General features: G+C 64.7%; 20 protein-coding genes and 1 pseudogene. 11 read left to right on the forward strand and 10 right to left on the reverse strand.

The genetic code is table 11. The features are described 5' to 3' along the window. Positions 1-174: 174 nt before the first annotated feature. Positions 175-315, reverse strand: coding sequence for a hypothetical protein (locus tag QY049_RS18795; protein ID WP_301269816.1), 141 nt, complete (start codon positions 313-315; stop codon positions 175-177). Positions 316-477: 162 nt separating this feature from the next. On the opposite strand from QY049_RS18795, the gene QY049_RS18800 reads away from it, so the two are divergent. Then, the gene (locus QY049_RS18800) at positions 478-2,820 is read left to right on the forward strand and encodes a mechanosensitive ion channel family protein (RefSeq protein ID WP_301269817.1); all 2,343 of its coding nucleotides are present in this window, start codon (positions 478-480) and stop codon (positions 2,818-2,820) included. Between the two features lie 8 nt (positions 2,821-2,828). Here QY049_RS18800 and QY049_RS18805 read toward each other — a convergent pair. After that, a pseudogene (locus QY049_RS18805) lies at positions 2,829-3,026 on the reverse strand (hypothetical protein); the annotation flags it as partial. Positions 3,027-3,322: 296 nt separating this feature from the next. Between QY049_RS18805 and QY049_RS18810 the strand changes: the two are divergent. The 4 genes from QY049_RS18810 to QY049_RS18825 all read left to right on the forward strand — a co-directional run bounded on the left by QY049_RS18810 (position 3,323) and on the right by QY049_RS18825 (position 6,147). Continuing rightward, complete coding sequence (locus QY049_RS18810) at positions 3,323-4,975, forward strand: NAD-dependent malic enzyme (RefSeq protein ID WP_194480314.1); 1,653 nt, start codon at positions 3,323-3,325, stop codon at positions 4,973-4,975. A gap of 202 nt (positions 4,976-5,177) precedes the next feature. Further along, the gene (locus QY049_RS18815) at positions 5,178-5,702 is read left to right on the forward strand and encodes a septal ring lytic transglycosylase RlpA family protein (protein WP_194480315.1); all 525 of its coding nucleotides are present in this window, start codon (positions 5,178-5,180) and stop codon (positions 5,700-5,702) included. Positions 5,703-5,804: 102 nt separating this feature from the next. After that, the gene (locus QY049_RS18820; protein WP_258765849.1) at positions 5,805-5,957 is read left to right on the forward strand and encodes a hypothetical protein; all 153 of its coding nucleotides are present in this window, start codon (positions 5,805-5,807) and stop codon (positions 5,955-5,957) included. Positions 5,958-5,985: 28 nt separating this feature from the next. Next, entirely contained in the window at positions 5,986-6,147 is a 162-nt protein-coding gene (locus QY049_RS18825; RefSeq protein WP_301269818.1) for a hypothetical protein, read from the forward strand. A gap of 83 nt (positions 6,148-6,230) precedes the next feature. Here the strand turns inward: QY049_RS18825 and QY049_RS18830 are convergent, their stop codons facing one another. From QY049_RS18830 to QY049_RS18840, 3 genes are all read right to left on the reverse strand, one after another. Beyond that, on the reverse strand, positions 6,231-6,536 hold the full coding sequence (locus QY049_RS18830) for a hypothetical protein (protein ID WP_194480318.1): 306 nt from the start codon (positions 6,534-6,536) through the stop codon (positions 6,231-6,233). A 124-nt stretch (positions 6,537-6,660) separates the two neighbouring features. Continuing rightward, on the reverse strand, positions 6,661-6,936 hold the full coding sequence (locus QY049_RS18835; RefSeq protein WP_194480320.1) for a hypothetical protein: 276 nt from the start codon (positions 6,934-6,936) through the stop codon (positions 6,661-6,663). 129 nt (positions 6,937-7,065) lie between these two features. Next, entirely contained in the window at positions 7,066-9,756 is a 2,691-nt protein-coding gene (locus tag QY049_RS18840; RefSeq protein ID WP_301269819.1) for an alpha/beta hydrolase fold domain-containing protein, read from the reverse strand. A gap of 234 nt (positions 9,757-9,990) precedes the next feature. Between QY049_RS18840 and QY049_RS18845 the strand changes: the two genes are divergently transcribed. Both QY049_RS18845 and QY049_RS18850 read left to right on the forward strand, forming a co-directional pair. Beyond that, the gene (locus tag QY049_RS18845) at positions 9,991-10,200 is read left to right on the forward strand and encodes a hypothetical protein (protein WP_194480331.1); all 210 of its coding nucleotides are present in this window, start codon (positions 9,991-9,993) and stop codon (positions 10,198-10,200) included. 84 nt (positions 10,201-10,284) lie between these two features. Then, a complete protein-coding gene (locus tag QY049_RS18850; protein WP_301269820.1) occupies positions 10,285-11,754 on the forward strand; it encodes a carboxylesterase/lipase family protein in 1,470 nt (489 codons plus the stop codon). Between the two features lie 7 nt (positions 11,755-11,761). On the opposite strand, the gene QY049_RS18855 is transcribed toward QY049_RS18850, so the two are convergent. After that, positions 11,762-11,941 carry a hypothetical protein gene (locus QY049_RS18855; RefSeq protein WP_209957892.1) on the reverse strand — a complete coding sequence of 60 codons (180 nt, stop codon included), beginning with the start codon at positions 11,939-11,941 and terminating at the stop codon, positions 11,762-11,764. A gap of 160 nt (positions 11,942-12,101) precedes the next feature. On the opposite strand from QY049_RS18855, the gene QY049_RS18860 reads away from it, so the two are divergent. Continuing rightward, positions 12,102-12,896 carry a class III extradiol ring-cleavage dioxygenase gene (locus QY049_RS18860; RefSeq protein ID WP_301269821.1) on the forward strand — a complete coding sequence of 265 codons (795 nt, stop codon included), beginning with the start codon at positions 12,102-12,104 and terminating at the stop codon, positions 12,894-12,896. Between the two features lie 165 nt (positions 12,897-13,061). Here the strand turns inward: QY049_RS18860 and glgA are convergent, their stop codons facing one another. Both glgA and glgC read right to left on the reverse strand, forming a co-directional pair. Further along, the gene (gene glgA, locus QY049_RS18865; RefSeq protein ID WP_301269822.1) at positions 13,062-14,513 is read right to left on the reverse strand and encodes a glycogen synthase GlgA; all 1,452 of its coding nucleotides are present in this window, start codon (positions 14,511-14,513) and stop codon (positions 13,062-13,064) included. Continuing rightward, a complete protein-coding gene (gene glgC / locus QY049_RS18870) occupies positions 14,510-15,772 on the reverse strand; it encodes a glucose-1-phosphate adenylyltransferase (protein ID WP_301269823.1) in 1,263 nt (420 codons plus the stop codon). The genes glgA and glgC overlap by 4 nt, the downstream gene beginning before the upstream one ends. A 332-nt stretch (positions 15,773-16,104) precedes the next feature. Between glgC and QY049_RS18875 the strand changes: the two genes are divergently transcribed. The 3 genes from QY049_RS18875 (at position 16,105) to QY049_RS18885 (ending at position 18,311) form a co-directional block, all read left to right on the forward strand. Continuing rightward, complete coding sequence (locus QY049_RS18875; protein ID WP_194480349.1) at positions 16,105-16,524, forward strand: hypothetical protein; 420 nt, start codon at positions 16,105-16,107, stop codon at positions 16,522-16,524. A 259-nt stretch (positions 16,525-16,783) separates the two neighbouring features. Then, entirely contained in the window at positions 16,784-17,098 is a 315-nt protein-coding gene (locus QY049_RS18880) for a septal ring lytic transglycosylase RlpA family protein (protein ID WP_194482625.1), read from the forward strand. Positions 17,099-17,141: 43 nt separating this feature from the next. Further along, a complete protein-coding gene (locus QY049_RS18885; protein WP_301269824.1) occupies positions 17,142-18,311 on the forward strand; it encodes a Gfo/Idh/MocA family protein in 1,170 nt (389 codons plus the stop codon). A gap of 175 nt (positions 18,312-18,486) precedes the next feature. Here QY049_RS18885 and QY049_RS18890 read toward each other — a convergent pair whose 3' ends face one another. Together QY049_RS18890 and QY049_RS18895 are read right to left on the reverse strand one after the other, a co-directional pair. Then, positions 18,487-18,666: a hypothetical protein gene (locus QY049_RS18890; RefSeq protein WP_301269825.1), complete on the reverse strand. Its 180-nt coding sequence runs from the start codon at positions 18,664-18,666 to the stop codon at positions 18,487-18,489. A 394-nt stretch (positions 18,667-19,060) separates the two neighbouring features. Further along, the gene (locus tag QY049_RS18895; protein WP_194480360.1) at positions 19,061-20,371 is read right to left on the reverse strand and encodes an ABC transporter substrate-binding protein; all 1,311 of its coding nucleotides are present in this window, start codon (positions 20,369-20,371) and stop codon (positions 19,061-19,063) included. Positions 20,372-20,445 lie beyond the last annotated feature (74 nt).

Raw genomic sequence — 20,445 nt, forward strand, 5'->3', positions numbered from 1 at the left:
CTATGACTCCACCTCCGCAAATCCAGCCGCGTTAAGTGCGACGGAGCTCGTTCGGTCTATCGCATAGCGGCGGAAACCGCGAACGGCACGCCGGGTAAAGGTCTAGAGGGCTGCATCAGTGAGGCAAAGCCCCTACCTGCCCGGCGCTGTGCGTTTTTGAACCCATCGCGTTGACTATGCTTTCTTCTCCACGCCGAAGAGATCGCCGAGCCATTGCCAATAGACCGGCTGCTTCTCGTGCAGCGTGGCGCGGTTGTTGGGCGGGCCCCCCGATTTCCGATCAGCAACGTCGCATGCTTTTGCGACATCGACCACACGGTTCCCTCCGGTCTGCGTTGGCGGAAATGCCAAGAGAATGTCGCCTGATTGGCAAACTTCCGACACAGGGACGGGGCGAATAGCCACGATCCGACATGACGCAGTGCTTCGCGCGGTCACGATTCCGCCGGCGCATTTCATTTATCCTGGGGAATCCGCGTGTCGAACAAGCTTGCCTCTGCGCTGCTCGCCGCCTTCTTTCTCGCCGTCTCGTCTCTCGCCGCGGCTCGCGCCGAGCCGGTCAGGCCGGCCATGCCGGCCGCCAATCCTGCGGCCGCGCTGTCGCCAGACGACGCCAGGCGGGCGCTGGAAACGCTCCAGGACGACAAGAAGCGCACGCAGATGATCGACACCCTGCGCGCGATCGCGAATGCGTCCGGTCCGCAGCCGGCACCCGCGCCCGAGCAGAAATCGCCGATCCCGCTATCGGCCGACGGCCTCGGCGCGCAGCTTCTGCTCACGGTGTCCGAGGAGATCGGCGAGATCTCGCGCGATGTTGCCGGGATGGCGCGGACGCTCACGCATTTTCCGGCGTTCTACTACTGGATCGTGCGGACCGCGAATGACCCCGACGCCTACAATCTCCTGATCGAGATCGCCTGGAAGCTGGCGCTGGTGTTCGGCTGTGCGCTCGCGGCCGAGTGGGTTGGCGTCCGCCTGATCCGGCGTCCGGTCGCGTTCCTGGAAGGGCGCGCGCCGCAAGCCGCGCGGCTGCCGATGCAGGCACTGCCCATTGCCGATCCACCGTCATCGGTCGCCGATGTCACGCCCGCGCCTGAATTGCACAAGCGCCGGCACAGCCTCGCCCGCGTCTGGCAGACGTTGCTGCGGCTGCCCTTCGTGCTGGGACGGCTGCTGCTCGAACTGCTCCCGGTGGTCGTCTTCGTCAGCTTGGCGACTGCGCTGCTCGGAACGGAAATCGGCGAGCCCGCGACCGTGCGCCTCGTGATCCTTGCCGTCGTCAACGCCTACGCGTTCTCGCGCGGGCTCATCTGCGTCGTCCGCGCGCTGGCGGGGCCATTCGGCCTGTTTCCGGTGCGCGCCGAGACCGCGGCCTATGTCGAGATATGGGCGCGTCGCATCGTCGGCGTTGCCGTGACCGGTATCGCGTTCGCCAATGTGGCGCTTCTGCTCGGTCTGCACCGCGCCGGTTACGCCGCGCTCATTCGCATGGTGATGCTAGTCGTGCATCTCTTCGTCGTCGTCATCATCCTGCAATGCCGCCGCCAGGTCGCCGATGCCATCCGCGCGCCGGCGGACAGGCAGGGGATCGCGGCGCGCCTGCGCAACCGCATTGCCGGCGGCTGGCATTATCTCGCCATCGCACTCGATCTGGCGATGTGGGCGGTCTGGGCGCTCAACATCCGCAACGGTTATTCGCTGCTGCTGCAATATTTCGTCGGCACCATCGCGGTGGTGCTGATCACGCGGGTCGCCATCATGGTGACGCTGGGCCTGATCGACCGGGGCTTCCGTATCCAGCCGGAAATCCTGCAGCGCTTTCCGGGGCTCGAGGTCCGCGCCAACCGCTATCTGCCGCTGCTGCGCAAGATCGTTTCCAGCGTGATTGCCTTGATCGGCTTTGTCGCCGTGCTCGAGGTCTGGGGCGTCGATGCCATCGTCTGGTTCTATGGCGGCCAGATCGGCAGCCGGCTGCTCTCGGCGGTGGCGACGATCGGCGTTGCCGTATTCATCGCTGCGGCGATCTGGGAGGCCAGCAATGCGCTGCTGGACCGGCAGATCAACACGCTGTCGCGCGACGGACACTATGCCCGTGCGGCGCGCCTGCGTACCTTCCAGCCGATGCTGCGCACGGCGCTGCTGTGCCTGATCGCCACCGTCGTCGGCCTCACCGCGCTCAGCGAAATCGGGGTCAATGTCGCGCCGCTGCTCGCGGGCGCCGGCATCGTCGGCATCGCCATCGGCTTCGGCTCGCAGAAGCTGGTGCAGGATCTCATCACCGGCCTGTTCCTGCTGCTGGAGAACACGGTGCAGGTCGGCGACACCGTCAGCGTGTCGGGACTGTCGGGCGTGGTCGAGAACGTCTCGATCCGCACCATCCGCCTTCGCGCCGGCGACGGGGCGGTGCACATCGTGCCGTTCAGCGCGGTGACGACCATCACCAATGCCAGCCGCGGCGCCGGCAACGCCTCCGTCAGCGTCAACGTCGCCTACAAGGAGGACACCGACCGCGCTGGCCAGATCCTCAAGGAGATCGTCGAGGAGATGCGCCGCGAGACGGAATTCCGCCCGCTGATCCGCGGCGACCTCGAGCTCTGGGGCATCGACAAGGTCGATGGCGCGATGGTGTCGATCGTCGGCCAGATCCGCTGCACCGAGGCCGGCCGCTGGCCGGTCCAGCGCGAATTCAACCGGCGCATGAAGCAGCGCTTCCAGCAGAACGGTATCGAGGTCGCATCCGCCACCCAGACCATCTTGATGCACGTTGCGCCACCGGCGGATCATGCCGGAAATCTCACGCCGCGGCGCGCCGCCGGATAGCGGCTCGGTCAACTCACCGCTTGCCTCGACGGTGCCTGCAGCCATTCCGGCCTGATGTCCGCAACCTTCACGGCGGGCCACCATCTCTCGATCCCGGCCATTTGAAAGGCGCCGAGGGCTGCGGGCGATTGCCGCTCGGCCTCCGTTGGAATGTCGGGAGCGGACGCAGGCCGTGTCGGCAAGGTCACCGCGAACGCCTTTGACGAAGATTGTCCGCGGCCTTGCTCCGCCTCTCCCGCAAGCACCCGGGGAGAGGGAGCCCAGTGCCGATGCCGCCGCATCGATGCGGATCATCGTCCGCAGACGCGCGTTCCGCGCTCCTCCCCATGAGGGTGAGTGCGTTGCTGCGTCAACTTTTGGTCGCGCGCAACCGCCGATCGATCGAGAAAATCTCGCTGCGGTGCGAGATCACAATCGGTGCCCGTGTCGCTCGGTGCTTGATCTCGCCTGAGCGCTGGCCGACAATGTTTGCCCTTCAATAAGAAACTCCCTGGGGGAATTCGTGAATAAAGCTGCTCGGGTCGGCGCCCATTCGACCTCATCCGATTCCGCGCAAGGCATGACGCTGCTGCGCGATCCCCTGCTCAACAAGGGCACGGCCTTCACGGAGGCGGAGCGCGCTGCGCTCGGGCTGCGCGGCCTGCTGCCGCCTTGCGTGCTGACGATCGAGACGCAGGTCGAGCGCGTGCTGACCAATCTGCGTACGCTGCCGACCGATCTGGAAAAATATGTCGCGCTGAACGCGCTGCATGACCGCAACGAAGCGCTGTTCTTCCGCGTCGTCGTCGACAATATCGACGAGATCCAGCCGATCATCTACACGCCGACAGTCGGGCTCGCCTGCCAGAAATACGGCCTGATCTTCCAGCGCCCGCGCGGCATGTTCATCTCCTCGCGCGATCGCGGCCAGATCGCCGAGATCCTGAAGAACTGGCCCTATCCGGCCAAGCTGATCGTCGTCACCGACGGCGAGCGTATCCTGGGGCTCGGCGATCTCGGCGCCAATGGCATGGGCATTCCGGTCGGAAAGCTCTCGCTCTATTCGGCCTGCGCCGGCGTGCATCCCGAGCAATGCCTGCCCATCGTGCTCGACGTCGGCACCAACAACGAGGAGCTGCTGGGCGATCCCTACTATCTGGGTCTGCGCGAGCGGCGACTCTCCGGCGAGGCCTATGACAGCTTCGTCGACGAGTTCATGACCGCCGCGCGAAAGACGTTTCCGGGCGTGCTGATCCAGTTCGAGGATTTCGCCAACCATGCCGCGTTCAAGCTGCTGCACAAATATCGGGACGACGCCTGCGTCTTCAACGACGACATCCAGGGCACCGCGGCGGTCGCGCTCGCCGGCCTGTTCTCGGCGCTCAAGGTGAGCGGCGGCAAGCTCAGGGATCAGCGCATCCTGTTCCTGGGCGCCGGCGAGGCGGCAACCGGCATCGCCGATCTCGTCGTCTCCGCGATGATGGCGGAGGGGGCAACCGAGGCCGATGCGCTCCGGCGCAACTGGCTGGTCGACTCCCGCGGTCTCGTCGTCAGCGGCCGCGACGGCCTGCACGGCCACAAGCTCCGCTATGCCCATACCGACCAGGCGCCGATCTCCGACTTCCTCACCGCGATCAAGACGCTGAAGCCGACGGCGATCATCGGCGTCGCCGCGGTCGGCGGCGCCTTCACGCCCGACGTGCTCAAGGCGATGGCGGAGCTCAACGAGCAGCCGATCGTGTTCGCGCTGTCCAACCCGACCTCGAAGGCGGAGTGCTCGGCGGAAGATGCCTATCGCTATACCGGGGGACGCGCGCTGTTCGCCTGTGGCAGCCCCTATGATCCGGTCAAGCTCAACGGCCGCACCTTCGTGCCGCGCCAGGGCAACAACTCCTACATCTTCCCCGGCGTGGGGCTCGGCGTCATCGCCAGCCGCTCGCGGCTCGTGACCGACGAGATGTTCATGGCGGCGGCTCATACGCTCGCCGATTGCGTCGGCAAGGAGGATCTCGATCAGGGCAGCCTCTACCCGGCGCTGCCGCGCATCCGCGAAGTCTCGGCCCGCATTGCGGTTGCTGTCGCCGATGTCGCCTACCAGCGAGGGCTCGCCGACGGACCCGCGCCCAACGACGTGAAAGGCCTGGTCCAGTCGCAGATGTACGAGCCGAAATACTGAGGCCCGGGGGCCACGGCCGGCCGATCGTCTGGCGCGTCGTATCGGAGTGATTTACCGCTGATCTGTATCGATTCAGGACAGGTGACTGTGGTGGATTCATCACAGCCGCCGCCAAACGATGCTGGCCGCAAGGCCGCTTTCGTTCAGACAAGGTTCCGCCCTGATTGCCCACCGAAACTTGGGCGTGTTCGGAGGGCGCATCATGTCTCGCTTTGCAAGTGCCGAAACGACCCTGCCTTCGGCGGCAACCTCGACGCGGTTGCTGCTTGCCGTCATCGGTGCCGCATCGCTCGCGGCATGCGCGCAATCGCCGGTCGGCCGCCAGAGGGCCGATCTTGCCACCACCAGCCGGCAGGCATCGGTCGAGCGCCCGCATCGCGTGGCGGCGCTGCATCCGCGGCCGATCAGCCGGCCGCACGTCCACACAGATACGGTCGACGCGAAGCCGACCGCCTCGCATGGCGTGGCCAGCTTCTATTCGGACACCGAGACCGCGAGCGGCGAGAAGTTCGACAAGAACGAGATGACCGCGGCTCACCCCACATTGCCGTTCGGCACCAGGCTGCGCGTCACCGATGTCTCCTCCGGCCGCTTCGTGACCGTCAGGGTCAACGATCGCGGGCCCTTCGTCCGCGGACGCGTGGTCGACATCTCGCCGTCCGCGGCCGAGGCGCTCGGCATGGTCGATAAGGGCATCGCCAACGTCCGGCTCGACGTCGTGCAGTAAGGCGCGGTTGATCGACACCGGCGGTGTCGCGCTTAACCGACTGTTAGCGGCTCTCCCGCACCATGGGCGCCCGGCAATCCGGGGCTTTGGGGGAGACGGCGCTTGAACACGATCCAGCATCTCGAAGATCAGGCAGCGCGTGCCGAGCGACTTGCCAAACGGATCACGGATACGCTGACGATCGAAAAGCTCCTGACCTTCGCCGGCGAACGCCGCCGCGAGATCGAGGTCATCGCCGCCCGGCGACGCGCCTAACTTCCGTAAAACCATGCATTGAGCGCATTTGCCCTCGCCGAAAGGCGCGGAACTTCTTGTCGTCTCCGGCGTCATGTCAGTCATGAACGTGGAGGAGGAAGTCATGGGCTTTGGACGAGGTGCCTTGCTCTGGTTGCTGGGCGTGCCGCTGCCGATCATCCTGCTGCTGGCGATCTTTTGGCATCACTAGGAGCATGCCAAAGGAAAAGCGCCGCGGCAGCGGCGCTTTTTTGTTGCCTCCGGTTTGAAGGGTCTCGCGAAGGCGATGCGCGCTCAGCTATGGCTCTCGACGAAATCGCTGAGATAGTCGGGCAGCGTCACCCCGTCGATGTCGCAGCGCGACTGGATCTCGCCCGCGACATCGGTCGAGATGTCCTTCATCCAGTGCTCGAGCGTGTTGAACGAGATCACCTTGATGGGATCGCTGAAGCAACCGGCGACGAGATCGTTGATCGTCGTGTCGAGATCGCTTCGCTCGACACGAATTTCGGTTGCCTCGTCGAGGCGATCGATCACCACGAACAGGGTCTGGTCGGCGCCATAGGGCACGACCGGGGATGGCACGCCAGCTTCAAGCATCTGAGATACTCACGTCTTGGCTTTCCGATCTCCGCTAACGGGAAAAACCGGAAGAAGGTTCCTGCCCGATCGCAAGAAGCAGACGAGAGGGTCGTACGCGTGAGGCGGCGGTGTTCGCATACAGTCAGAGAAATTCCCTCAACCGCGACAGCTCGATGACATGCTCGGGCGAGAGAACGTCCGTGACCAGCGGCGGCTGCGCCGCCGTGCGGATCTCATAGAGATGCCTGGTCGGCGCGGGCTTTGCCATGAACTCCGAGATGCAGGCGTCGAGCGTGCCTTCGCTCACCTGATACGGCTCGCGGTCCGGCCGGCGCTGATTTCCGAGTGACGGCCATTTTTGCAGTACGGCGAGCGCGCTGAAATCGACCTTTGAAGCCGAAGATGATGCGTCCCCCATTGTCCCTGCCTCACGCAAAAAGGACCCCGGCACGCAAAGCCGGCGTGCCAGGGCCCATGACCCATCTGCATCTCAATGCCAGGTCGTGAGAACGCGCCGGCCGGGAAAAAGTTCCCGGCCGATGGCAACTCAACTCGCGGCCGCCGCGATCTTGTGCCCTGGGCTCGCATGGCCGTGGCCGGTCTCGTCGCCGCGGCTGACCTCCGGCGGCAGCCCTGCAAAGCGCCGCAGCGCTTCGGCCATCTGCGTCCGGCCCTGGACGCCCGTGATCACCACATCGACCATCGTAAAGGACGAGTGGAAATGGCCGTGCGCTTTGAGTTGCTCGACCGGGACGCCGGCGGCGGCCATCGCCTCGGCATAGGCGATGCCCTCGTCGCGCAGCGGATCGAACTCGCAGGTGACCACGAAGGCCGGCGGTAACCTTTCGACCTTGCCGCGCAGCGGCGAGACGCGCGGATCGGTGCGGTCATCGGGCGAGCAGTAGAGGTCCCAGAACCAGTACATCAGCGAGCGCGTCAGGAAGTAGCTGACCGCGTTGTCGTTGTAGGACGGGCGATCGAAGCTGCAGTCGGTGACCGGGCACACCAGCAGCTGGCCCGATATCTCCGGCCCGCCGCGGTCGCGCGCGAGCTGGCAAGTGACGGCGGCGATGTTGCCGCCGGCGCTCCAGCCCGCGACCAGCACAGGGCCCTGGATGCCGCCGAGCTCGGCCAGATGCTCCGAGATCCAGCGCGTCGCCGCATAGCCGTCCTCGGCCGCGGCAGGGAAGCGATGCTCCGGCGCGTGGCGATAGCCGACGCTGACGAAGGTCATGCCGGTCCGCCGCACCATGTCGCGGCAGAACGGCTCGTCCGACTGCTCGTCGCCGAGCACCCAGCCGCCGCCGTGGAAATAGACCACGACCTGATGCGGTCCCGGCGTCGCCGGCTTGTAGACACGATAAGGCAGCGGGCCGTCGGCGCCGGGCAGGGTGCCGTCGACGATCTCGCCGATCAACCGTCCCGCAGGGCGGGCCTTGTTGAACTCGCCCACGAAGGCGCGCGCGCCGGCCGCACCCATCGACTCGATCGGCGGCAGGTTCAGCGACGCCAGCAGGTTCAGCACCAGCCGTACGTCCGGCTGCAGCCGCACCACCTCGCCGTCATTGCATTGTGTGGCGACGTTTGGGCCGGTGAGCCTGAAGCCGAGCATGCCGCGGCTGGTGACCTCGTCGCAGATGCTGCGATAGGGACCGACGCCGCCGGTATAGGGCATCAGGCCCTGCACCTTGCCGGGCACGTTGGCGCCCGTGTACCAGGTGTTGGCGAGCCGATGCAGCGTCAGCATCGAGCAGTCCGCCATGTGCCTGCCCCAGCCGGCCTGCGCCGTCTCGGTCGGCTCGATCGTGGTGAAGCCGGCATCGCGCAAGGCTTTGATGCGGTCGACGACCCAGTCGACATGCTGCTCGATCGAGACCGCCATGTTCGACAGCACCGACGGGCTGCCGGGCCCCGTGATCATGAAGAAGTTCGGGAAGCCCTCGACCGTGAGACCGAGATAGCTCTGCGGCCCCTGCGCCCAGACGTCGGTGAGCGACTTGCCGCCGCGCCCCGTGATCGGATGCACGGCGCGGATCGCGCCGGTCATGGCGTCGAAGCCGGTCGCGAACACGATGACGTCGACATCGACGTTTCGCTTGCCCGTGGTGATGCCACCCGCGGTGATCGCCTTGATCGGCTCCTGGCGCAGATTGACCAGCGTGACGTTCGGCCGGTTGTAGGTCGCGTAATAGTTGGTATCGAGGCAGGGACGCTTGGCGCCGAACGGATGGTCGTGCGGCATCAGCGCGGCCGCCGTCTCAGGATCCTTCACCGCCGCCGAGATCTTTTCGCGGATCAGGTCCTGGACGATCTTGTTGCCGCCGGCATCGACGCCCTGGTCGGCCCAGAGCTGCGTCAGGATGTGGACGAGGTCGCCCGCCGCCCAGGCGCGTTCGAACCGCTCACGACGCTCGGCATCGCTGAGCTGCCAGCTCACGACGGTTTGCTGCGGATAGGGCACGCCGGTCATCGACTGGCGCGCCTGCTCGCGATAGGCGGCGCGGTCGCTCTGGAACAGGTCCCTGCGATCCGCAGGCGACGGGCCGTTATGCGCGGGCAGCGCGAAATTCGGCGTGCGCTGGAACACCGTCAGATGTGCGGCCTGCTCGGCGATCAGGGGGATCGATTGAATGCCCGACGAACCGGTGCCGATCACGGCGACGCGTTTGCCTGCGAGATTGACGCCGTCATGCGGCCAGCGTCCGGTGAAATAGATCGCGCCCTTGAAATCCTTGACGCCGTCGATCTCCGGCGGCTTTGGCGCCGAGAGACAGCCGGTGGCCATGATGTAATGGCGGCAGGAGACCGGCGCGCCGTTGTCGGTGCTGAGCTGCCAGCGCTCGGCCTGCTCGTCCCATCGGGCCTCGGTGACCTTGGTCCTGAAGCGGATGTCGCGGCGCAGATCATAGCGATCGGCGACGAAGCCGAGATAGCGCAGGATCTCCGGTTGCGTCGCGTATTTCTCCGACCAGGTCCAGAGCGTGTCGAGCTCCGGATCGAACGTGTAGCTGTAGTCGATGGTCTGGATATCGCAGCGCGCGCCGGGATAACGGTTCCAGTACCAGGTGCCGCCGACATCGCCGGCCTCTTCGAGACCGACGGCGGAGAGGCCGGCCTTGCGCAGGCGATGGAGAAGATAGAGGCCGGCAAATCCCGCGCCGACCACGGCAACATCGACCTGCTGGACGGTTCCACTCGCCGCCTTGGACTCACGTGCGGCGACCATTGCGTCAGGCATGGCATTCCTCCCGTGCCTTTTGTTTAGCCGGCAGGCTAGTCCCGCAGGCTCGGCTTGTCATTAGAGCAGGTGCAATCTTCGGTAGTCCGTTTGCGGCATCATCGTGGCGGCGCGAACGCGGTTTGAAAGCACGCATCGCGATGCACAATGGCCGTGATTGCCCGGGCTAATCATGGACGATCCGCCTGTGTATGCTTGCGATTACTAGCCACGCGTAGCGACCGACCGGGCGTCATGACAGAGTTGAGTGAGCGAACCAAAGCCAACATGGACGTCGTCCTGGAGGAGACGTGCCGTCAATTGCCGCATGGCGGCGACCACGACAGCCGCAGGTTCATCGCCGAACGCCTGATCGAGGCGGCGCAGTCCGGCCACTCCACGCTCGGCGAGCTCGGCATCATCGCGCGGCGTGCGCTCGCGGAGATCATTGCGAAGGGGAGCTAGCGTTCACGACAGCGCTTGCCTCTTCGCGCGTCGCAGACGTAACCTGTCGGGGAGATCATTTCCGCGCATCGAGATCCCTAGAAGATGCGATCCCCGCTTGCGCTCATTGCAGCTCTTGCATTGCTCTGCACCGGCTCCGCCGCCGCCCAGGCGGTCGGCCAATTTCCATTTGCATTGACGCGCGAAGGCCAGATGCTCGGCGCGGTCCAGGGCGAGGTGGCCTCCTTCAAGGGGCTCGCTTATGCCGCGCCCCCGGTCGGCAGCCTGCGCTGGCGTGCGCCGCAGGCCCTGCCCGAGAGTTCGGAGATGAGCATGGCTTACGACTACGGCGCGCCTTGCCTCCAGCCATCGCTGCCGGCCGCGCGCGAGGATTGCCTCACGCTCAACGTGTTTCGTCCCTTCGGCGTCGACGGGCCGCTTCCGGTGATGGTCTTCGTCCATGGTGGCGGCTTCGTCCGTGGCACGGCCAACGACCCGTTGTTCGACGGCTCGAGGCTTGCGCAAGCGGGCCTCATCGTCGTGACCGTGAACTATCGGCTCGGCGCGCTCGGCTGGCTCGCGCATCCCGCGCTGCTGGACGATGGCTCCGGCAATTTCGGCCTGATGGACCTGGTCACGGCGCTGCGCTGGGTGCACGACAACGTCGCGGCCTTCGGCGGCGATGCGAGCAACGTGACGCTGTTCGGCAACGGGGCCGGCGCGACATCGATCGCGCTGCTGATGCTGTGCGCCCAATCGCGCGACCTCTTTCAGAAGGCAATTCTGCAATCGCTGCCCGGCCGCGCGCGCCTGCCGTCGTCGCAGGAAGCCAAGGCCGCAGGCCAGCAGTTTGTCGCCGCGATTGGGAAGACGGCAGATTTGCGCGCCATCGAACCGGCGCGTCTGCTTGCCGCCGAAAGAAAGCTGCTGGAAAAATCGTCGCGCAGTTTCGTGCCGGCGATGGACGGAAAGCTGGTGACGGAAGACATCGCCGCGGGATTTGCCGCCGGGCATGAAAGCCGCATTCCCCTGATCATCGGCTCGAATGACGACGAGACCCGCTTCGACAGCGAGCTGGAGGTCAAGGAGGCGCTGTCATCTTCGACCGAGAGCATTGACCAGCTGCGCAAGCTCTATCCTGACACCAGGAGGCCGTCCGACGTTGCGGCGAGCTTCTACACCGACAACGTTTTTTCCGAGCCTGTGCGGATGCTCGCCCGGCTTCATGCCGCAACCGGCGCGCCGACCTACCGCTACCGCTTCGCCTATGTGCCGGAAGCCCGGCGCGGCAATCCCGACGAGGGCCACGGGCGCGAGTTGCAGTTCATCTTCGGCGTGGAGGGCGTGCCGGGCGCGGGCATCTTCTCGCGGCGGGATCGCGAGGTCGCAAACCGCATGCGGGCCTATTGGATCAACTTCGCGAAGAACGGCGATCCCAACGGCGCGGAGCTGCCGCATTGGGATGCGGCTGCGGACCGCGACCATCTGCTGCTGATCGCAAACGATCGCACCGCGAGCGGCGACGACCCCTTGACGGAGCGTCTGGACCGGTTCGCGCGCGGCATCGGGAAGTGAGTTGGAGCTAGGCCGCGAGTTCGACGCGCGGCGCCGGGGTCAGGCGCTCTTCTTCCAGATAGTCCATCGCGCCGTCCTTCTCGACGGCATAGAACTGCTGGCCTTCCTTCGAGCGGTAGGCGGCGCGAACGACACCGCGGCGGCCCTTGTCAGAGTTGACGACGTCCCCCAGCGCAAACTTCTTCATTCTACGTCCCGCTTGTCTTCTGGCCGATTCCTGCGGCCACGGCGAGATTGTGGGCGGTAAATCGTTAACGACTTGCTAACCATACCGGTTTGCCTATGCTCGCCGCGAAGTGCGCGGGCGTCTGATCCGCGCACGGATGTCTTCGAGGCGAGCCGGCACCATGACGCGATTTCCGACCTTGTTCTTGTCCCATGGCGGCGGCCCCTGGCCCTTCATGGAGGACCGGCGGGTGCAATATGCCAAGACCGCCGCGGAGTTCGGCCGGCTGCCGCAGCTTCTCCCTGAAAGACCGAAGGCGGTGCTGGTCATCACCGGCCATTGGGAGGCCGACGCCTTCACCGTGTCGACCTCGGCGCATCCGCCGATGGTGTACGACTATTACGGTTTCCCCGAGCATACCTATCACATCAAGTACGCGGCGCCGGGACAGCCCGAGCTGGCCGCGGAGGTGAGGGCGCTGCTCGAGCACGTCGGCCTCGATTGCCGGGAAGACCCCAACCAGGGTTTTGACCACGGCACCTTCGTGCCGCTCGGCCTGATGTACCCGAATGCCGACATGCCGATCGTGCTGCTGTCGCTGAAGTCGAGCTACGATGCCGCCGAGCACATCAAGGTCGGGCAGGCGATCGCATCGCTGCGCGACGAAGGCATTCTGATCGTCGGCAGCGGGCTCACCTATCACAACATGCGCGGTTTCGGCCGGGCGGAGTCCAAGCCTGTCTCGTATGATTTCGAGGCCTATCTGAACGAGGCGATCAGCAATCCCGACGCGGCGCGCCGCAACGCGATGCTGGTCGATTGGGAGAATGCGCCGAGCGCACGTCTCGCCCATCCGCGCGAGGACCATCTGTTGCCGTTGATGGTCGCTGCAGGCGCCGCCGGCAGCGACGTCGGCAAGCGCGTCTTCGTCGACGAGGTCGCAAGCGTCGCGATGGCGTCGTACGTGTTTGGGTGAATGATCTCTTCCTTCTCCCCTTGTGGGAGAAGGTGGCGCGAAGCGCCGGATGAGGGGTATCTATCCGCTATCTCAAATGAGAGTTGGACTCGCGGGGAGATACCCCTCACCCGTCTCGCCGCGATGCGGCGAGCCACCCTCTCCCACAAGGGGAGAGGGACAATCTCACCTGCCGCGCGACGCCATCAGGCTGCGATACAGCGCCGCGTACTCGCCGGCGCGGTGGCGCCAGGACACGTCGGCCGCAAGGCCGCTCAATTGCAGCCGCCGCCAAATCGCCTTGTTGTGGAAGGCGGCATTGGCTTTCCGCAGCGTGCCGGCGAAAGCGTCTGCGGTCACCGGACCGAATTTGAAACCGGTGGGGTCACGACCGGTCTCGCCGATGTCGACGATGGTGTCCTCGAGCCCACCGACTCGGGAGACGATGGGGACGGCGCCGTAGCGCAGCGCGCAGAGCTGGGTGAGGCCGCACGGCTCGAACCGCGAGGGCACGAGCAGCGCGTCGGAGCCGGCCTGGATCAGATGCGCGAGAATCTCGTCATAGCCGATCATGACCCCGATGCGGCCGGGATTGGCGCGCGCGGCGGCCTGATAGCGATCCTGGAGATCGCGGTCGCCGCTGCCGAGCAGCGCAAGCTGCATGCCCTGCTCCAGGATCGTCGGGATCGCTTCGAGCAGCAGGTCGAGCCCCTTCTGCCATGACAGCCGGCTGATGACGCCGAGCAGCGGCGCCTCGTCCGAGGAATCGAGATTGAATTGCTGCTGGAGCACCGCCTTATTCGCGGCTCGAAACGTGAGGTCCTGCGCGCCGAAACGATAGGCGATATGCGCGTCGGTTTGCGGATTCCAGACGTCGGTGTCGATGCCGTTGAGGATGCCGCTCAGCACGCTCGCGCGCTCGCGCAGCAGGCCGCCGAGCCCCATGCCGCCTTCGTCGCTCTGGATTTCATGCGCGTAGGTCGGCGACACCGTGGTGATGCGATCGGCCAGTTGCAGGCCGGCCTTCAGGAAGCTGATGCCGCCGAAATATTCGAGGCCGTGGACGTCGAACGAGGCATCGTGCGGCAGGCCGATCGCGCCAGCCAGCGCGCGGTCGAACTTGCCCTGATAGGCCATGTTGTGAATGGTCATCACCGTGCCCGGCCGCGGCCCGCCGTCATAGTGCAGATAGGCCGGTGCGAGTCCGGCCTGCCAGTCATGGGCGTGCACGATGTCGGGCACGAAGGCTGGAACGAGACCGTGGCCGATATCGGCCGCGACGCGCGACAGCGCCGCGAAACGCACGCCGTTGTCGGGCCAGTCGACGCCCTCGGCGGTAACGTAAGGATTGCCGGGCCGTGCATAGAGATGCGGCGCGTCGAGCACGAACAGATCGAGCCCGTCGTGCGAGCCCGCAAGCAGGCGGCCTGGGCCGCCGAAATAATCCGGCCAGCGCCGGACTTCCTCCGCACCCGAAAGCCGCCGGATCACATCAGGATAGCCCGGCATCAGCGTGCGCATCTCGACGCCATGCGCCTTCAGCGCAACTGGCAGCGCACCGGCGACATCAGCGAGACCGCCGGTCTTGACGATGGGATAGACTTCAGAGGCGACCGCGAGGACGCGAACAGGCGTCATGTATTGAGCCTGTCGATCATCGCCTGGGTGATCAGCGAGATGCCCTGCTCGGTGGTGCGGAAGCGCTTGGCGTCGAGTTCCGGATCCTCGCCGACCACGAGGCCTTCGGGGATCTCGACGCCGCGGTCGATCACGACGTTCTTCAACCGCGCGCCGCGCCCGACATTGACATAGGGCATGATCACGGCGTTCTCGACATTGGCATAGGAGTTGATGCGCACGCCGGTGAACAGCAGCGAGCGGCGCAGCGAGGCGCCGGAGATGATGCAGCCGCCCGACACCAGCGAACTCACGGCCTGGCCGCGCCGGCTCTCCTCGTCATGGACGAATTTCGCGGGTGGCGTGATCTCCGCATAGGACCAGATCGGCCAGGCGCGGTCGAACAGGTCGAGCTCGGGCACCACGTCGGTCAAATCGATATTGGCGGCCCAATAGGCGTCGACCGTGCCGACGTCGCGCCAATAGGAGCGGGGGTCGTCGCCGGAACGAACGCAGGAGGTCGAGAACTGGTGCGCCAGGGCGCGGCCGTTCTTGACGATGTAGGGGATGATGTCCTTGCCGAAATCGTGACTGGAGTTCGTATCCTCGGCGTCGCGCTTCAACTGATCGAACAGGAATTTCGCATCGAACACGTAGATACCCATGCTGGCGAGCGAGACATCGGGCTTGCCCGGCATCGGCGGCGGATCCTTGGGCTTCTCCAGAAACTGCTGGATCCAGCCGGTCTCGTCGATATGCATGATGCCGAAGCCCGAGCATTCCGCGCGCGGCATTTCGAGGCAGCCGACGGTGACGTCGGCGCCGCTGTCGACGTGCTGGCGCAGCATCACCTCGTAGTCCATCTTGTAGATGTGGTCGCCGGCAAGCACCACGATGAAGCGGGCATTGTGCGACTCGATGATGTCGATGTTCTGGTAGATCGCATCCGCCGTGCCGACATACCACATGCTCTCCGAAACGCGCTGGCTCGCGGGCAGGATGTCGAAGCTCTCGTTGCGTTCGGGGCGGAAGAAGTTCCAGCCCATCTGGAGATGCCGGATCAGGCTGTGCGCCTTGTATTGGGTGGCGACAGCGATGCGGCGGATGCCGGAGTTGACCGCGTTCGACAGCGCGAAATCGATGATGCGGGATTTGCCGCCGAAATAGACCGCGGGCTTGGCACGCCGGTCGGTCAATTCCAGCAGCCGGCTGCCGCGACCGCCGGCCAGGACAAACGCCAAAGCCTGGCGGGCAAGCGGTTCATTTCCGGCGGCACTCATGTCATCCTCCCACTCGTCCGGCGCAAGCCAAATTCTGGCGCAACCCAGGAGGCCTTCGCGAAATGCCTTCCGGCCGCGCACCATTGGAACCGATAGTAACGGCACGAATAGTAAATCGGGAAGGTGCTTGTTGGTTGCGAACGCATGGGAAGCTTAACGCTTTGCCGCGGCGCCGGCGCCCATCCGTCGTGGTCGTCCGCCGGTCATATTTGAAGCATGCACGGCGGTCTTGTGCGCTGCACGCGAAATTCGAGGCTTTGACTTGACGCAAGGATGCAAGATCATGGCATGCGATCCTTTACCGAACGAAACGTCAGACAGGGAGTAAGACGATGAGTATCTGGAAAACGGCGATTGCCTGCTCGCTGACGGTCGGGGTCATGACCGGTCAGGTCGGGCAGGCGACAGCAGCGCCGATGCCGACCAATGTTGCGTCCATGAAGGCTGCAGCCGGCGATGAGGTCACGCAGGTGCATTGGCGGGGCGGCGGCTGGGGCTGGGGCCTCGGCGGTTTTGCAGCGGGTGCCATCATCGGCAGCGCCATCGCCGGCGCGCCTTACGGCTATTATGGCGGCGGGCCGTATTATGGCTACGGCTATCCGGGTTACGGCTACGGTTACGCACCCGCCTATTACGGCTATGGCTATGGGCCGGTCTATCCCAGGTACTATCGGCCCTACCGTCCGTATTACGGCTATCGCTACGGCTACTACCGGCCCCATTACCGTCACTACTACCGCCGCTATTGGTGATGGCCGAAGCCTGAGCGGCGTTCGGGAGATCGAGCGAGAGCCACACGATCAGGCTCATGCAAGCAAAATGCGTGAGCACGATCACGGCGTTTGATTCCGCGTTCGCGGCTGCGCGCCGGTGAGATTCGAAGCGCATCTGCACCTTCACAAACGGTAACAATGTGTGAAGGCCATGTCGGGCATTGCCCGGCATGTTACCGGAACCTTCGGGAACCGGACAGCGTTGCGACGCGGGGCAGGGCTAACCGGGAGCGGTGCCGTGCGAGCGCAACCGACACTCTTGTTTTGTCTGACCACTTTCTCGCTTTCTGCATTTTCCGTCGCCCACGCCGAAAGCGGACTTGCCTCATATTATGGATACGGCAAAGCCGCGAAAAACGGCGAGTTGACCTGTGCGCACCGGACGCGCCCGTTCGGCAGCATGCTCAAGGTCTCCTATAGCGGGCGGACGATTCAATGCCGCGTCAATGATCGCGGACCCTTCATCCGCGGCCGCATCGTCGATCTCTCGGTGCCTGCTGCCCGTGCGCTCGGCATGATGAGCGCCGGCGTGGTGCGGGTCTCGGTGGAATAGCTCTGCCCTCGCGCTATAGTGCCGTCCCAATCAGGGGGGCGTTATGGCCAGGATCAGGGTCGGACTTGTCGGCTGCGGATTCGTGTCGGAACTGCATATGTATGCGTTCCGGCGCGTCTATGGCGTGGACGTCGAGGTCGCCGCGGTTGCCGCGCGCGGCGACCACGTGGTCGAATTCGCCGCGCGCCACAACATTCCGCGCGTCTATCGCAGCTTTGCGGGATTGATCGCGGACCGCGATCTCGACGTCATCGACATCTGTACGCCGCCCAATCTTCACGCAGGGATGATCGTCGCCGGCATGCAGGCCGGCAAGCACGTCATCTGCGAAAAGCCCTTTGCCGGCTATTTCGGCCGCGAGGGCGACAAGCAGCCGATCGGCAAGCACGTGCCGAAGGCGCTGATGTATGAGCGCCTGATCGAGGAGATGGACCGGACGCGCGCGGCGATCGAGCGTACCGGCAAACTTTTCATGTATGCCGAGGACTGGATCTACGCACCTGCCGTGACCAAGACCGCGGAGATCCTGAAAGCGACAAAAGACAAAATCCTGTTCATGAAGGGCGAGGAGAGCCATTCCGGATCGCACGCCGCGCATGCCGCGCAATGGGCGATGACCGGCGGCGGCTCGCTGATCCGGATGGGCTGTCATCCGCTCTCGGCGGTGCTCCATCTCAAGCAGGTCGAGGCGCGCGCGCGAGGGGAGAAAATCCATGTCGCCAGCGTCACCGGCGATGTCGGCAACGTCACCGCCGTCCTCAAGCCGGAGGAGCGCACCTACATCAAGGCCAATCCCGTCGATGTCGAGGATTGGGGCACGCTGACCGCGACGTTTTCCGACGGCACCAAGGCCAGCGTGTTCTCCGGCGACATGATCATGGGCGGCGTGCGCAATCTGATCGAGACCTACACGTCAGGCGGCTCGCTGTTCGCCAACATCACGCCGAACAATCATCTGATGAGCTACCAGACGTCAGAGGAGAAACTCGCCTCCGTCTACATCACCGAGAAGGTCGACCGCAAAACCGGCTGGCAATATGTCTGCCTCGAAGAGGAATGGACGCGCGGCTATCTCCAGGAGATCCAGGATTTCATGGAGTGTGCGGCGACCGGACGGCAACCGCTGTCGGACCTCGCGCTGGCCTACGAGACGATCAAGGTCAACTACGCCGGCTATTGGGCCGCGGAAGAGGGGCGGCGGGTGGTGTTGTAGGACGCCGACGCGCGCGCTGCTGCCGATCCTGCCACCTACCAGGCTCCGACAGCCATCATCACGACGATGGTCAGGCAGGAGAGGCAGGCAATCGACGCAACATAGAATTCGGGTCTGTTCAATGTTGCCTCCTGAAAACGGATGGCCTTTCCAAAATACTGCTGCCGCGACGCGATTATTCCCGTCCGCGCTTCAATTCGGCCTGGTGTTGCTCGTCCATCCCATCCGGATCGGCGGGATCCTCGTCCGGCAGAAAGGCTTTGGGATGTTTTTCCGTGAGCAGAAGCTGCTTGCGCATCTCGGCAAGACGGGCACGGCAGAATTCCTTGTAGAGCAGCTCGAAAATGGCGGGCATCGTCACCCCCATCGGTGGAATTCGCGTTCCGAGAATATCTGATCCGCGCTGGACGGCATTCGAAATGCGAGCCGGTTTGGCGGTTGTGCCAAAGCCGTCAGCGATTGGCTGATAGGCTTGTATGTACGAAACGACGCGGAGCTAGTTAACCAGATCACACTTTCGAAAGCTTTTGTTTCAAAAAGACCTGGTGTCGCAGCCAGCTTGAGTTGCCCGGCGACCGAAGATCCAACCAAGACGCGAAAATAGTGATCTCTGGATGCATCGGGGGGCAGCTACAACGCGACGAACGATCGCTGTCTGCACCACGCCAATCACCTGCCGCCGGTGACCATCCTCTCTCACGCGGAGAGAGGATGCGTCGTGGCTGCGCGGGCAGCCCGATTTCAGTTAGCTAGGCTCCGTAAGTCGATCCCTTCGGCAGCGGAAACACCGGGTCCTGTGTCCGAATGTTCGTCGGCCACACCACGGAGATATGCTCGCCCGCGTTCTGCATCACCACCGGCGTCGAGCGCTCGTTCTGGCCTGAGAGCGGCGTGCCCGGCGGGAAGAACTTCACGCCATAGCCCTGGATGGTGCCGCCGGGCGGGATGTCGACGTCGAGCGCGGCCTTGCGGATGGCCTCCGGGTCGAAGCTGCCGTACTTCTCCTTTGCGACAGGCAACACGTTGTTGAGCAAGACCCAGGTCTGATTGAACCCCATCGAGCAGTGCGGCGGCACGTCGGTCGCGCCGGTCTTGGCCTGGTAGCGCGTGACCATGGTCTTGATCAGGTCGCCCAAGCCGGGCGCAAGCTTCGACGGATCGAGCAACTGCGCCGGCACCGGATCGATGTTGCAGAAATTGTCGATGTCGGTGCCGAAGGTCGCCCGCAGCTTGTCGAGCTGGCTGTAGCCGGCGCCGTTGCCAAACAGCATCTTGAAGCGCAGCCCGCTCTCGCGCGCCTGCCGCAGCAGCAGGGTGATGTCGGGGTTGTATCCGGCATGCGAGATCACGTCGGCCTTGGCGCGCTTGAGCTTGGTCACGAGCACCGAAAGATCGGGAGCCGATGCCGAATAGCCCTCCTTCAGCACGATCTGAAGACCGGCTTCCTTGGCATAGGCTTCGTCAGCGGCGGCGACGCCGACGCCGTAGGGCCCGTCCTCGTGGATCAGCGCGACTTTGACCTCTTTCGGCTCCATGCCCAGCTTGCCCTTGGCGTGCTCGGCGAGGAAGCCGACAAACGCCTGGCCGTACTGGTCGGAATGGATCTGCGCGCGAAACACATATTGCAGGTTCTTGTCCTTGAACACGGCGGTCGACACCGCGGTCGTGATCCAGAGGATCTTCTTCTGCTGCTCGACCTTGGCCGCCATCGGCACGGCATGTGCGCTGGAATAGACGCCGTTGATGATGTCGATCTTCTCCTGGCTGATCAGGCGCTCGGCCTCGTTGATGGCAACGTCCGCCTTGCTCTGGGAGTCGGCGGGGACGGACACGATCTTGGTCTTGCCGCCAATGCCGCCCTTCTCGTTGACGAGGTCGATGGCGATCTGTGCGCCGATCGAGGAAGCGACCGAGCCGCCCGCGGCGAACGGTCCGGTGAGATCGTAGATCAGGCCGATGCGCAAATTCTCGGCTTGCGCCTGGGCCCGGGTCCAATCGAGGCTGAGCGTGGCGGCGGCAGCCGCCGTACCCTTCAGCAGCTGCCTGCGTGAAGTCGGCATCCTATCCCTCCCTCCAATCAGTCGTTTGCGACTGGTTTATTTTTTGGCGAGTATTTGGAGGGCGTGCACGAAAG

This window comes from Bradyrhizobium sp. WYCCWR 13022 (assembly GCF_030435535.1).
Lineage (GTDB): Bacteria > Pseudomonadota > Alphaproteobacteria > Rhizobiales > Xanthobacteraceae > Bradyrhizobium.

What these genes read in the sequence shown, in the direction of transcription:
- QY049_RS18850 (WP_301269820.1), top strand. Translation starts at nt 10,285, where the DNA reads ATGCGATCCCCGCTTGCGCTCATTGCAGCTCTTGCATTGCTCTGCACC.
- QY049_RS18885 (WP_301269824.1), top strand. Translation starts at nt 17,142, where the DNA reads ATGGCCAGGATCAGGGTCGGACTTGTCGGCTGCGGATTCGTGTCGGAA.
- QY049_RS18860 (WP_301269821.1), top strand. Translation starts at nt 12,102, where the DNA reads ATGACGCGATTTCCGACCTTGTTCTTGTCCCATGGCGGCGGCCCCTGG.
- QY049_RS18855 (WP_209957892.1), bottom strand. Translation starts at nt 11,941, where the DNA reads ATGAAGAAGTTTGCGCTGGGGGACGTCGTCAACTCTGACAAGGGCCGC.
- QY049_RS18815 (WP_194480315.1), top strand. Translation starts at nt 5,178, where the DNA reads ATGTCTCGCTTTGCAAGTGCCGAAACGACCCTGCCTTCGGCGGCAACC.
- glgA (WP_301269822.1), bottom strand. Translation starts at nt 14,513, where the DNA reads ATGACGCCTGTTCGCGTCCTCGCGGTCGCCTCTGAAGTCTATCCCATC.
- QY049_RS18875 (WP_194480349.1), top strand. Translation starts at nt 16,105, where the DNA reads ATGAGTATCTGGAAAACGGCGATTGCCTGCTCGCTGACGGTCGGGGTC.
- QY049_RS18840 (WP_301269819.1), bottom strand. Translation starts at nt 9,756, where the DNA reads ATGCCTGACGCAATGGTCGCCGCACGTGAGTCCAAGGCGGCGAGTGGA.
- QY049_RS18895 (WP_194480360.1), bottom strand. Translation starts at nt 20,371, where the DNA reads ATGCCGACTTCACGCAGGCAGCTGCTGAAGGGTACGGCGGCTGCCGCC.
- QY049_RS18845 (WP_194480331.1), top strand. Translation starts at nt 9,991, where the DNA reads ATGACAGAGTTGAGTGAGCGAACCAAAGCCAACATGGACGTCGTCCTG.
- glgC (WP_301269823.1), bottom strand. Translation starts at nt 15,772, where the DNA reads ATGAGTGCCGCCGGAAATGAACCGCTTGCCCGCCAGGCTTTGGCGTTT.
- QY049_RS18830 (WP_194480318.1), bottom strand. Translation starts at nt 6,536, where the DNA reads ATGCTTGAAGCTGGCGTGCCATCCCCGGTCGTGCCCTATGGCGCCGAC.
- QY049_RS18835 (WP_194480320.1), bottom strand. Translation starts at nt 6,936, where the DNA reads ATGGGGGACGCATCATCTTCGGCTTCAAAGGTCGATTTCAGCGCGCTC.
- QY049_RS18890 (WP_301269825.1), bottom strand. Translation starts at nt 18,666, where the DNA reads ATGCCCGCCATTTTCGAGCTGCTCTACAAGGAATTCTGCCGTGCCCGT.